12 protein-coding genes are annotated in these 12,562 nt (G+C 59.9%); 9 read left to right on the forward strand and 3 right to left on the reverse strand.

Translation table 11 applies throughout. From position 1 onward, the window contains the following. Positions 1–62: 62 nt before the first annotated feature. The 3 genes from AC07W7_RS14930 to AC07W7_RS14940 form a co-directional block, all read right to left on the reverse strand. Complete coding sequence (locus AC07W7_RS14930; protein ID WP_076965031.1) at positions 63–335, reverse strand: TfoX/Sxy family protein; 273 nt, start codon at positions 333–335, stop codon at positions 63–65. Positions 336–536: 201 nt separating this feature from the next. After that, a complete protein-coding gene (locus tag AC07W7_RS14935) occupies positions 537–881 on the reverse strand; it encodes a pentapeptide repeat-containing protein (protein WP_076965030.1) in 345 nt (114 codons plus the stop codon). A gap of 91 nt (positions 882–972) precedes the next feature. Then, positions 973–2,529 carry a bifunctional aminoglycoside phosphotransferase/ATP-binding protein gene (locus AC07W7_RS14940; protein ID WP_495039596.1) on the reverse strand — a complete coding sequence of 519 codons (1,557 nt, stop codon included), beginning with the start codon at positions 2,527–2,529 and terminating at the stop codon, positions 973–975. 117 nt (positions 2,530–2,646) lie between these two features. Between AC07W7_RS14940 and mrcB the strand changes: the two genes are divergently transcribed. From mrcB to msrQ, 9 genes are all read left to right on the forward strand, one after another. Next, positions 2,647–4,971 carry a penicillin-binding protein 1B gene (gene mrcB, locus AC07W7_RS14945; protein ID WP_076965028.1) on the forward strand — a complete coding sequence of 775 codons (2,325 nt, stop codon included), beginning with the start codon at positions 2,647–2,649 and terminating at the stop codon, positions 4,969–4,971. A 16-nt stretch (positions 4,972–4,987) separates the two neighbouring features. Continuing rightward, a complete protein-coding gene (locus AC07W7_RS14950; protein ID WP_076965027.1) occupies positions 4,988–5,719 on the forward strand; it encodes a tetratricopeptide repeat protein in 732 nt (243 codons plus the stop codon). Continuing rightward, positions 5,719–6,048 (forward strand): YqcC family protein, encoded by a 330-nt coding sequence (locus AC07W7_RS14955; protein ID WP_076965026.1) that lies wholly within the window; start codon positions 5,719–5,721, stop codon positions 6,046–6,048. The genes AC07W7_RS14950 and AC07W7_RS14955 overlap by 1 nt, the downstream gene beginning before the upstream one ends. 431 nt (positions 6,049–6,479) lie before the next feature. Next, positions 6,480–8,204 carry an acetolactate synthase 3 large subunit gene (locus AC07W7_RS14960; RefSeq protein WP_076965047.1) on the forward strand — a complete coding sequence of 575 codons (1,725 nt, stop codon included), beginning with the start codon at positions 6,480–6,482 and terminating at the stop codon, positions 8,202–8,204. A gap of 2 nt (positions 8,205–8,206) precedes the next feature. Beyond that, a complete protein-coding gene (gene ilvN, locus AC07W7_RS14965) occupies positions 8,207–8,698 on the forward strand; it encodes an acetolactate synthase small subunit (RefSeq protein WP_003176102.1) in 492 nt (163 codons plus the stop codon). 46 nt (positions 8,699–8,744) lie between these two features. Further along, the gene (gene ilvC, locus AC07W7_RS14970) at positions 8,745–9,761 is read left to right on the forward strand and encodes a ketol-acid reductoisomerase (RefSeq protein WP_003176099.1); all 1,017 of its coding nucleotides are present in this window, start codon (positions 8,745–8,747) and stop codon (positions 9,759–9,761) included. Positions 9,762–9,904: 143 nt separating this feature from the next. Continuing rightward, on the forward strand, positions 9,905–10,762 hold the full coding sequence (gene pssA, locus AC07W7_RS14975) for a CDP-diacylglycerol--serine O-phosphatidyltransferase (protein WP_076965025.1): 858 nt from the start codon (positions 9,905–9,907) through the stop codon (positions 10,760–10,762). Between the two features lie 63 nt (positions 10,763–10,825). Continuing rightward, positions 10,826–11,839 (forward strand): protein-methionine-sulfoxide reductase catalytic subunit MsrP, encoded by a 1,014-nt coding sequence (gene msrP, locus AC07W7_RS14980; protein ID WP_169898878.1) that lies wholly within the window; start codon positions 10,826–10,828, stop codon positions 11,837–11,839. Then, a complete protein-coding gene (gene msrQ / locus AC07W7_RS14985) occupies positions 11,839–12,459 on the forward strand; it encodes a protein-methionine-sulfoxide reductase heme-binding subunit MsrQ (protein ID WP_495039597.1) in 621 nt (206 codons plus the stop codon). Before msrP ends, msrQ begins: the two co-directional genes overlap by 1 nt. The last annotated feature ends 103 nt before the right edge of the window (positions 12,460–12,562 follow it).

Here is a 12,562-nt window from a genome sequence, read left to right on the forward strand (position 1 = left end):
TTCATGTCCCTTGGGAGTTTCCTCAAACGCCTGTTTGGAGTCTGCGCAAACACTGGGCTTTCTCAGTTTTTGTTGTGCGCCGACAGCGCTTCCAGCTGGCGATTCAAGGCTTCCTTGCGCTCGGTGGGAATATCGTTCCAATGCACATCCATCAAGGCGCCTTCGATGGCATACAGCAGGACTTTGGACGCCCGGAAACCGCGGGTGCGTACCGCTCGGTAGGCGTCCACCGCGCCTAGGCGGCGCAGGTCCGAAGCGCTATGGATGCCCACCGCATGCAGCCATTGCGCCGAAGTCTTGCCAAGGTTTTTCAGGTGTTGCAGCTCATCATTCATCAAGCCTCCTTGCGATGGCCGAATGGTTCGGTGGGTATCGTGACCAGGCAAGCCTGAAAGGAGTGTAGCGCTCAGTAGGAAAAGCGTAGTTCTTTGCTCAGAAACGATGTAAACGCTTCTAAGGCTGGCGCTGGAATCTTGACGGTGGTGGGCGCAAGCCCCCAGCCCGCGTTGCGCGCAGCCGGGGATAAGGGGGGGCTGTCAGCGGGTGCGGTAACGCAGGCGAGTACCGAAATTGACCGACATAAGGATCTCGTCAGCGCTCAATTCGGCCGGGAAGTAAGTGCCCGAAATCTGCGCATGGGCCAGGCTGGCGCCTTCCAGCGAGCAGCCGCGCAGGTCCAGGCCACGCAAGTCGGCCGAACGGAAGTAGGCGTCGGTGAAGTCCACGCCCTCGGCGTCCAGGTGGCGCAGGTCAAGCCCACGGAAGTCGCCGCCCTGCATATCAATGGGGCCATCCTTGGGGCGTTCCTGATTGAAGCCACGGATGTCATCTTTATGCAGCAGCGCGTAGAGCGGAGTATCAAGCAGCTTCGGCTGGCCCATGGCGGCATCTCCTGTTGGATGTATGATGCCATTATAGTGCCACTATTTTGGGCCGTGAGCTGTTAACCGCATCACGGCCGTGAAATATTTCCTACAGCCCTGGCAGGCGCTGGCGGACATGGGCAACCAGCGCGTCCAGCGTCCCGCTTTCATTGGTCTCGACCCGCTTGCTCAGCAGCAGCTCTTCAGCGCTCAGGGGATCGCGGCTGGCTTGTTGCTGTTCAATGACCGCCAGGGTGGCGTCAGACGGATCGTTTTTATCTGCCTGACGTTTCGCCAGCCAACTGGCGATAACGGCTTGCGGTGCATTGCAATCCAGGATCAGGAAGGGCGCACCGGTGGCTTCTGCGACCTGGGCAGCGGCGGCGCGTTGCTCGCGCTTGAGGTAGGTCGCGTCCAGTACCACCGGGAAGCCTGCGCGCAGCACGGTTTCGGCGAGGGTATGCAGGCGGGTGTAGGTCGCGGCGCTGGCGTCCGTGGCATAGATCCCGGCTTGCGGAGTGTTTTCGACCTGTTGCTCGCCAAACAGGCGCTTGCGTTCTACATCGGAGCGCAGGCGAATGGCGCCGAGGGCGTCGACCAGGCGCATCGCCACATGGCTTTTGCCGGTCGCCGACACGCCATGGGTAATGGCCAGGAAGCGCGAGGGGATGGTGCTGTAGCTTTCAGCCAGGTTGGCGTAGTTGCGGTACTGGCGCAGGGTGGTTGCGCGCTCCACGGGCGTTGCCTCGGGCGGCATGCTGAACAGTGCGACCTTGGCCCGCACCAGGGCACGGTAGGCCTTATAGAAGTTCAGCAGCTCCAGGCTCTGGTAATCGCCGGTCAGTTCCAGGTACTGGCTGATAAAGCGCCGGGCCAGGGACTTGAGGCCGCGGTCTTCCAGGTCCATGGCCAGGAAGCCGGTGTCGGCACACACGTCGGTGAAGCGAAACGGCTCGTTGAACTCGATGCAGTCGAAGATCACCACGTGCCCGTCGATCATGGTCGCGTTGCCCAGGTGAATATCACCGTGGCACTCGCGGATAAAACCATTGAGCTTGCGTTGTTCCAGCAGGGGCTTGAGGCGCTCGAAGCTGCTCTCGGCCCAGGCTTGCAGCGCGTCCAGTTGGGCCAGGTCGGCCTTGTCGCTGAGGAACGGACGGATCTGCTCGAAGTTCTGCCGCACCGGCGCCATCACCTCGTCCGGGGTGCCGGCGGGGTGCGCCTCGGGAACCTTGGGCGCGTTGAGGTGGAATTGCGCAATCTGGCTGGCCATTTCATCGATATGGCCGCAGGTCAGCTCGCCATTGGCCTGCAAGGTGCTCAGCAGTTGGCTTTGCGGGAACTGGCGCATTTTCAGCACATATTCGATGGCAGGGCCTTCGCCGCCCAGTTGCGGCGCTTCGACGCTGCCGGTGATCGGCAACACGTCAAGATACAAATCTTGCGTCAGGCGTTGGTTGAGGCGCAGCTCTTCGTTGCAGAAGTGGCTGCGGGCGTCCAATTGGGTGAAGTCGAGGAAGCCGAAGTTCACCGGCTTCTTGATTTTATAGGCATAGGGACCGGTGAGCAGGACCCAGGAAATATGGGTTTCGATGACTTGAAACGCTTCTACCGGATGAGGAAACAGGGCCGGGTTTTGCAGGGCGGCAATCAGTGGCTGGCTCACAGGCGATCCTTCGGAGTCTGGGAAAAGAGTGGAGCGCATTATGGCCGCTCAAGCCGGTCATGCAAACCGCCGTCCGGTTCATGTTGATCATCAATAAAATGCGTATAATCCGCCGCCATGACTCGTACCCGATCTCCCCGCTCCCGTAAAAAACCTCCTTCCCGTAGCCTGCGCCCCTGGCTGGGCTGGGCGCTCAAGCTCGGCCTGGTTGGCCTGGTGGTGATCGCAGGCATCGCGGTCTACCTCGATGCCGTGGTCCAGGAGAAGTTCTCTGGCAAACGCTGGACCATCCCGGCGAAGGTCTACGCTCGCCCGCTGGAGCTGTTTACCGGCCAGAAACTGAGCAAGGCAGACTTCCTGACCGAACTCGACGCGCTGGGCTACCGGCGCGAAGCCGTGGCCAACGGCCCGGGGGCGGCGGCGGTCAGCGGCAATACCGTGGATTTGAATACCCGGGGCTTCCAGTTCTATGAAGGCCTGGAAACGGCGCAACCGGTGCGCGTGCGCTTCTCCGGCGATTACGTGGCCGAACTGTCCGCCCTCAATGGCGGCAAGCTGCCGGTGGTGCGCCTTGAGCCACTGCTGATCGGCGGGATTTACCCGAAGAACCTTGAAGATCGCATCCTGATCAAGATCGATCAGGTGCCGCCGTACCTGCTGGAAACCCTGGTTGCGGTCGAAGACCGGGACTTCTACAGCCACTGGGGCGTCTCGCCCAAGTCCATCGCCCGCGCGGTGTGGGTCAACACCTCCGGCGGGCGGATGACCCAGGGCGGCAGTACGCTGACGCAACAATTGGTCAAGAATTTCTACCTGACCAGTGAACGCAGCCTGACCCGCAAACTCACCGAAGCCATGATGGCGATGTTGCTGGAGCTACACTACAGCAAGCAGGAGATCCTGGAGGCCTACCTCAACGAGGTGTTCGTCGGCCAGGATGGCCAGCGGGCGGTGCACGGTTTTGGCCTGGCCAGCCAGTTCTTCTTCGGCCAGCCATTGTCCGAGCTCAAGCTGCACCAGGTGGCGTTGCTGGTGGGCATGGTCAAGGGGCCGTCCTACTACAACCCGCGCCGTAACCCGGAGCGGGCCCTGGAGCGCCGCAACCTGGTGCTCGACGTCCTGGAACAGCAGGGCGTAGCCACTGCAGAGCAGGTAGCCGCCGCGAAGAAGATGCCCCTGGGCGTCACCACCCGTGGCAAGTTGGCCGACAGTTCATTCCCCGGCTTTATCGATCTGGTCAAGCGCCAGTTGCGCGAAGACTATCGCGACGAGGACTTGACCGAAGAAGGCCTGCGCATCTTCACCAGTTTCGACCCGATCCTGCAGATGAAGGCCGAAGCTTCGGTCAGCGACACCTTCAAACGCCTGGCCGGGCGTAAAGGCTCGGACGAAGTCGAGGCGGCCATGGTAGTGACCAACCCGGAAACCGGTGAAGTCCAGGCCATGATCGGCAGCCGCCAGGCCAGCTTCGCCGGTTTCAACCGCGCGCTGGATGCCGTGCGCCCGATTGGCTCGCTGATCAAGCCGGCGGTGTACCTCACGGCGTTGGAAAAACCGAGCAAGTACACCCTGACCAGTTGGCTGTCCGACGAAGCGTTTTCGGTCAAGGGCGCCGACGGCCAGGTGTGGAAGCCGCAGAACTATGATCGTCGCTCCCACGGTACGGTGTTCCTGTACCAGGGCCTGGCCCATTCCTACAACTTGTCCACGGCGCGGCTTGGCCTGGAGCTGGGGGTGCCGAATGTGCTCAAGACTCTGGCGCGACTGGGCGTGAGCCGCGAGTTCCCGGCGTTCCCCTCGATGTTGCTGGGCGCGGGGGGGCTGAGCCCGATGGAAGTCGCGACCATGTACCAGACCCTGGCCAACGGTGGCTTCAATACGCCGATGCGCGGGATCCGCAGTGTCCTCACGGCCGAAGGCGAACCGCTCAAGCGCTACCCGTTCCAGATCGAACAGCGCTTTGACCCGGCCTCCATCTACCTGATCCAGAACGCCATGCAGCGCGTCATGCGTGAAGGCACGGGGCGCTCTGTGTACAGCGTGCTGCCGTCCAACCTGACGCTGGCCGGCAAGACCGGCACCAGTAACGACTCCCGTGACAGTTGGTTCGCCGGTTTCAGCCAGGACCTGCTGGCAGTGGTGTGGCTGGGGCGCGATGACAATGGCAAGACACCGTTCACCGGTGCGACCGGCGCCCTGCAGGTCTGGACCAGCTTTATGCGCAAGGCCGACCCGCTGCCCCTGAACATGCCGCAACCTGACAATATCGTGCAGGCCTGGATCGATCCCCATACCGGTCAGGGCTCCGACGCCAACTGTCCGGGCGCGGTGCAGATGCCGTATATTCGCGGCAGCGAACCGCCAGCCGGCGCGCCGTGTGGCACAGGTGTGCCCACGGATGCGGATTCGGTGATGGATTGGGTCAAGGGCTGGATGAATTAAGCAAAGAGGGTTTCAAGTGAACAAGTGGTTGATTCCAGCTGTTACAACATTGGCTTTGCTCAGTGGTTGCTCCACCGTGCAGCGCGGCTCCATCCCGGTGGTGGATTCCGGTACGGCCGTATCCAACAATGACCGGATCTCGGCCAATGGCGGTTTTCGCCAGACCGTGGTCACCCGTCCAAACCCTGCCACGACCCAGGCCGTGCCCCAGGATTCCGGGGTGGTGGTGATGGTGCCGGGCGGTGGTGCCACCACGTCTGCGCCGATCAGCTCGGCACCCTGGACGCCGGGCCCGATCACACCGGGGCCGTCGACCTCCGCGCCGATTGATACCGCGCCGGTCAACCAGGGCACCTACAACATGCCGTCGACCCCGAGCGGGATTCCGTCCGCCAATGCCGGCGGCCTGTCTGCCGACGAGCAGTTGGATGGCCCGGTCCTGGCCTTGCTCACCACCGCGCAGCAACAGCAGGCCGGTGGCGACCTGAACGGTGCCTCGTCCAGCCTTGAGCGCGCCCAGCGTGTCGCGCCGCGTGAACCGCAGGTGCTCTACCGCCTGGCACAAGTGCGCATGGCCCAGGGTGACGCCGCGCAAGCCGAGCAGTTTGCCCGTCGTGGCCTGACCATGGCCAACGGTCGTCCTGACCTGCAAGCCAGCCTCTGGGGCTTGATTGCCCAGGCGCGCGAGAAGCAGGGGGATGCCGCCGGTGCCGCCCAGGCTCGGCAAAAGGCCAAGGTCAGTCTGTGATGGATGTGCGTTTTCCGGCGATTGCCGAGCAGCTGTTGCTGATAGAGCGTGAATTGCGCCTGGCGGGCTGGTGGGATGAAGTGTCCCCCAGTGCCGAGGCGCTGAGCAGTGTCGAGCCGTTTTCCGTGGATACCCTGGATTTTCATCAGTGGTTGCAGTGGATCTTCCTGACCCGGATGAAACAGATCCTCGAACAGGACCTGCCGCTGCCCAATGCGTCGGGCATCCTGGAGATGGCCGAGATGGTCTACGCCGATCGCCCCCGGGAGAGCCTCGGCTTGCGGTCTGCGCTGAAAAAGTTCGACCAATTGATCGTCGGCGCTCGTTAATTGCCTGACTGCCGGGTTTTTCGGCAGTCTTGCGCACATTTCTACCGCTTGACGACATTCAGGCGAGTTTTATCCCTCCTCAAAGCCCTTTCTTCTACGTTCTCATGCGCTTAGTTGGAAAAAAGCGCAATTATTGCTTGACTTGAAGGGGCTGAAACAGAAGAATCCAAAGTCCGCTGTATCGGGACTGCCAGAAGCAGGCCCGCTCAGCAGATCATGAGGCGCACATCCGCGCCGACCTGTTACACCCGCAACGCGTTACCTCGCGCTGGGTGGGAAAAGCCCGCAACACTTGGGACGATCCCAATACTTGCTCAGTCAGTGCTGACGTAGTCGGCGACCACCGTCGCTCATGCTCTGTTGAGAAGTAAACCTATTAAGACCCGTCGGTTTTCAACGGACGGTATTCTGGCGTTTTAGAGGTGAACAACGTGGAGCTTTTATCTGGCGGTGAGATGCTCGTCCGCTTTTTGCGTGACGAAGGCGTCGACTATATCTACGGGTACCCGGGTGGTGCTCTGCTGCATGTCTACGACGCACTGTTCAAGGAACCGGCGGTCAACCATATCCTGGTTCGCCATGAACAGGCCGCGACCCATATGGCTGACGGTTATGCCCGTGCCACCGGTAAAGCCGGCGTGGTGCTGGTAACGTCCGGCCCTGGCGCAACCAATGCCATTACCGGCATCGCGACTGCGTATATGGACTCTATTCCGATGGTGATCATTTCCGGCCAGGTGGCGAGCACCATGGTGGGCACTGATGCATTCCAGGAAACCGACATGATCGGTATTTCCCGGCCGATCGTGAAACACAGCTTCATGATCAAGCACGCCTCGGAAATCCCGGAAGTCATGAAAAAGGCCTTCTACCTCGCGCAATCCGGTCGTCCGGGGCCTGTGGTGGTCGATATCCCGAAAGACATGACCAACCCGGCGGAAAAATTCGAATACGTCTTCCCGAAGAAAGCCAAGCTGCGTTCCTACAGCCCGGCCGTGCGTGGGCACTCGGGGCAGATCCGCAAGGCGGCAGAAATGCTCCTGGCGGCCAAGCGCCCCGTGCTGTACTCGGGTGGCGGCGTGATCCTGGGCGGCGGTTCCGCGCCTTTGACCGAACTGGCCAAGCTGCTCAACTTGCCGGTGACCAACACCTTGATGGGCCTCGGTGCCTTCCCGGGTTCGGATCGTCAGTTCGTCGGCATGCTCGGCATGCACGGCAGCTACACGGCCAACCTGACCATGCACCACGCCGATGTGATCCTGGCCGTGGGCGCGCGGTTCGATGACCGGGTAATCAATGGCGCGAGCAAGTTCTGCCCGAATGCCAAGATCATCCACATCGACATCGACCCGGCGTCCATCTCCAAGACCATCAAGGCCGACGTGCCGATCGTGGGGCCTGTGGAAAGCGTATTGACCGAGATGGTCGCTGCGCTCAAGGACATCGGTCAGACGCCGAACAAAGAATCCGTTGCCAGCTGGTGGAAGCAGATCGACGAGTGGCGCGGTGACCGCGGCCTGTTCCCTTACGACAAGGGCGACGGCAGCATCATCAAGCCACAGACCGTGATCGAAACCCTGTGCGAAGTGACCAAGGGCGATGCCTTTGTGACCTCCGATGTGGGCCAGCACCAGATGTTCGCTGCGCAGTACTACAAGTTCGACAAGCCTAACCGCTGGATCAACTCCGGTGGCCTGGGCACGATGGGCTTTGGTTTCCCGGCGGCCATGGGGGTGAAGCTGAGTTTCCCGGAGACCGACGTTGCGTGCGTCACCGGCGAAGGCAGTATCCAGATGAACATCCAGGAACTGTCGACCTGCCTGCAATATGGCTTGCCGGTGAAGATCGTCTGTCTGAACAACGGTGTGTTGGGCATGGTTCGCCAATGGCAGGACATGAGCTACAACAGTCGTCACTCCCATTCCTACATGGAGTCGCTGCCTGACTTCGTCAAATTGGTTGAGGCCTATGGCCATGTCGGCATGCGCATCACCGATTTGAAGGATCTCAAGCCGAAGATGGAAGAGGCGTTCGCCATGAAGGATCGCCTGGTGTTCCTCGACATTCAGGTCGACACCAGCGAGCACGTCTACCCGATGCAGATCAAAGACGGCTCAATGCGCGATATGTGGCTGAACAAGACGGAGCGAACCTAATCATGCGGCACATTATCTCCCTGCTTCTGGAGAACGAACCGGGCGCTCTGTCTCGTGTGGTCGGCCTGTTTTCGCAGCGTAACTACAACATTGAAAGCCTGACCGTGGCGCCGACCGAAGACCCGACCCTGTCGCGCCTGACGTTGACCACCGTGGGCCACGATGAGGTGATCGAGCAGATCACCAAGAACCTCAACAAACTGATCGAAGTGGTCAAGCTGGTCGATTTGTCGGAAAGTGCTCACATCGAGCGTGAGCTGATGCTGGTCAAGGTCAAGGCCACGGGCGCCCAACGTGCCGAGATCAAGCGCACTACCGATATTTATCGTGGGCAGATCGTCGATGTGAGCGCCAGCGTTTATACCGTTCAACTGACCGGTACCAGCGACAAACTGGACAGCTTCATCCAGTCGATCGGGACGGCCTCGATTCTGGAAACCGTACGCAGTGGTGTCACCGGGATTGCCCGTGGCGACAAAGTACTCAGCATCTAACCCAATTAGCGAATGGCCTTACGGCCTGGATATATAGAGGAACCTCATGAAAGTTTATTACGATAAAGATTGTGACCTGTCGATCATCCAGGGCAAGAAAGTCGCCATCATCGGTTACGGCTCCCAGGGCCACGCCCAGGCGTGCAACCTGAAAGACTCCGGCGTCGACGTCACTGTCGGCCTGCGTAAAGGCTCGGCCACTGTGGCCAAGGCTGAAGCCCACGGCCTGAAAGTGACTGACGTGGCTTCCGCTGTTGCGGCTGCCGACCTGGTCATGATCCTGACCCCGGACGAGTTCCAGTCCGCGCTGTACAAGAACGAAATCGAGCCGAACATCAAGAAAGGCGCCACCCTGGCCTTCTCCCACGGCTTCGCGATCCACTACAACCAGGTTGTACCGCGCGCTGACCTCGACGTGATCATGATCGCGCCGAAAGCACCGGGCCATACCGTGCGCTCCGAGTTCGTCAAGGGCGGCGGTATCCCTGACCTGATCGCGATCTACCAGGACGCCTCGGGCAACGCCAAGAACGTTGCACTGTCCTACGCAGCTGGCGTTGGCGGCGGGCGTACCGGCATCATCGAAACCACCTTCAAGGATGAGACCGAAACCGACCTGTTCGGCGAGCAAGCCGTTCTGTGTGGCGGTACCGTTGAGCTGGTAAAAGCCGGTTTTGAAACCCTGGTTGAAGCGGGCTACGCGCCAGAAATGGCCTACTTCGAGTGCCTGCACGAACTGAAGCTGATCGTTGACCTCATGTACGAAGGCGGTATCGCCAACATGAACTACTCGATCTCCAACAACGCCGAATACGGCGAGTACGTGACCGGCCCGGAAGTGATCAACGCCGAATCCCGTCAGGCCATGCGCAACGCCCTGAAACGTATTCAGGACGGCGAATACGCCAAAATGTTCATCAGCGAAGGCGCTACCGGCTACCCTTCGATGACCGCCAAGCGTCGTAACAACGCCGCACACGGTATCGAAGTCATCGGCGAGCAACTGCGCTCCATGATGCCGTGGATCGGTGCCAACAAGATCGTCGACAAAGCCAAGAACTAAGTCGCGCGTATCTACAAAAAACGCGGCCTCGGCCGCGTTTTTTCGTTTGAGAGCCGGTTCTGGTATAAAGCTGCATCGTTTGCGGGCGAACACTCGCCGCAAGTGTCTGTCGAATTTTTTCACACCGTTGCAAGGTAAAGTCCATGAGCGAACGTCCCGAAGAGCCAAACCAGGCCTCTGACGCCGAAAGCCTGCTGCCGATCGATGAGCATGTCGAAGAAGGGCATGACGCACAAGGCCGCAAGGTCCGGCATCGTGGCATCTATCTTCTGCCCAACCTGTTCACCACGGCGAACCTGTTTGCCGGTTTCTACTCCATCATCAATTCCATGAGTGCCCAGAGCGCGCTGGCGGCAGGTGATGCGGCGAGCGCGAGCAAATACTTCGGTTTTGCGGCCATTGCGATCTTCATTGCGATGGTGCTCGACGGCCTTGATGGTCGCGTAGCGCGGATGACCAATACCCAAAGTGCCTTTGGTGCCGAGTACGATTCGTTGTCGGACATGGTTGCCTTCGGGGTTGCGCCGGCGTTACTGGCATTCGCCTGGGCCCTGGGGGATATGGGCAAGGTCGGCTGGATGGTTGCCTTCATCTATGTCGCCGGTGCCGCATTGCGCCTGGCTCGCTTCAACACCCAGGTGGGGACGGCGGACAAGCGCTACTTCATCGGGCTGGCCAGCCCGGCTGCGGCAGGCGTGGTGGCGGGTATCGTCTGGGCGTTCAGTGATTACGGCATCCAGGGCTCCAAGATGTCGTTCCTGGTGGCGTTGATGGTGGCGGCAGCAGGCATGCTGATGGTCAGTAATATCAAGTACAACAGCTTCAAGGAGCTGGATCTCAAAGGGCGCGTGCCGTTTGTGGCCATTTTGGTGGTGGTGCTGGTGTTCGCCGTGGTCTTCAGCGATCCACCGCGCATTCTGCTGCTGGCATTCCTGGTGTATGCGGCGTCGGGGCCGATTCAGTACCTGTTGCATCTGCGCCGGGGCAAAACATTGCCTTAATGTAATTTCCCCCATACTCCGCAGTCTATTGGTGCATCAGTTCTCCAATGCTGCGGAGTTGCCATGTTAATCAAGTTACCCAAAGCGTCCGACTGCCACGAATCGGATGTCACCCCGCAATCCCTCTATTTCTCCCGCCGCAGTTTGCTTGGTGGCGCGCTGGCTGGTATTGCTGCCAGCAGCCTGCCGCGTTGGGCAAGTGCAGCTGATGCTGCGCGTTATGCCGATGTCGAGCCTGGCAAGGCTCCCGGCTGGTTTGTCGAGAAGCTGCCTGGCACGCAATGGCAGGCGGTGACGGTCAAAGACGAGGCCATCACGCCGTTCAAAGATGCGACCCATTACAACAACTTCTATGAGTTCGGTACGGACAAGGGCGACCCGGCGGCGAATGCCGGTTCCCTCAAGACCGAGCCATGGAGCGTCGTGATTGATGGTGAGGTCGCAAAACCGGGGCGCTACGCCCTGGAAGACTTCATGAAGCCCTATCAGTTGGAAGAGCGAATCTACCGTCTACGCTGTGTCGAGGCGTGGTCGATGGTCATTCCCTGGATAGGCTTTCCCATATCGGCTTTGCTTAAACAGGTGGAGCCGACCTCCAGGGCCAAGTACATCCGCTTTGAAACCCTGCAGGACCCCAAGAGCATGCCGGGCCAGCGTTCAAGTTTCGGCCTGATCGACTGGCCCTATATAGAAGGGTTGCGCCTGGATGAGGCGATGAACCCTTTGGCGATCCTGGCCGTGGGCATGTATGGGCGGGAATTGCCCAACCAGAACGGCGCGCCGCTGCGTTTGGTGGTGCCGTGGAAGTATGGCTTCAAGAGTGTGAAGTCCATCGTGCGGATCAGCCTGGTCAGCGAGCAACCCAAGACCACCTGGCAAAGTATTGCAGCGGATGAATATGGGTTTTATGCGAATGTGAATCCTACGGTCGATCACCCACGCTGGACCCAGGCGCGGGAGCGGCGTCTGCCTAGCGGCTTGTTCAGCCCGAATGTACGCGAGACGCAGATGTTCAATGGCTACTCGGATGAGGTCGCTTCTCTTTATACGGGCCTTGATCTGCGGAAAAACTACTGATGCGCTACCCCATCTGGCGCCTCGGCGTCTTTATCGCGGCGGCGGTGTGGCCGTTGTACTGGTTGTATGAGGCTTGGAGTCTCACCTTGGGGCCTGATCCCGGCAAAGTACTGGTGGATCGCCTGGGGTTGGGAACTCTGATCCTGTTGCTGGTCACACTAGGGATGACGCCGCTGCAAAAGTTGAGCGGTTGGGCGGGGTGGATCGCCGTGCGCCGGCAGTTGGGGTTGTGGTGCTTTGCTTATGTGGTGCTGCACCTTGCGGCTTATTGTGTATTTATCCTTGGGTTGGATTGGTCGCAGTTGGGCGTCGAGCTGCGCAAACGCCCCTACATTATTGTGGGAATGTTGGGTTTCCTGTGCTTGCTGGTGTTGGCGGTGACATCCAATCGCTACAGCCAACGTCGGCTAGGCGCTCGTTGGAAGAAGCTGCATCGCCTGGTGTATGTGATTCTGGGGCTTGGTTTATTGCATATGCTGTGGATCGTGCGTGCCGATCTGAAGGAGTGGGCTATCTATGCTTCTATAGGAGGGCTGCTTTTGGTCCTGCGGATTCCACCGGTGATGCGCCGAATTCCCCGCCTTATTGCTAAAAAAGCACCTTCTGCAACAAAAGCGTAATTAACCCTTGACGGCAGATCCTGGAAGTCTATAATTCGCCCCACTTCCGGCGCAGTCGAAACGGAAAACTCCTTGGTAAACAAAGAGTTACGCAGAATTCGAC

Source organism: Pseudomonas sp. GW821-FHT01D09, assembly GCF_059422465.1.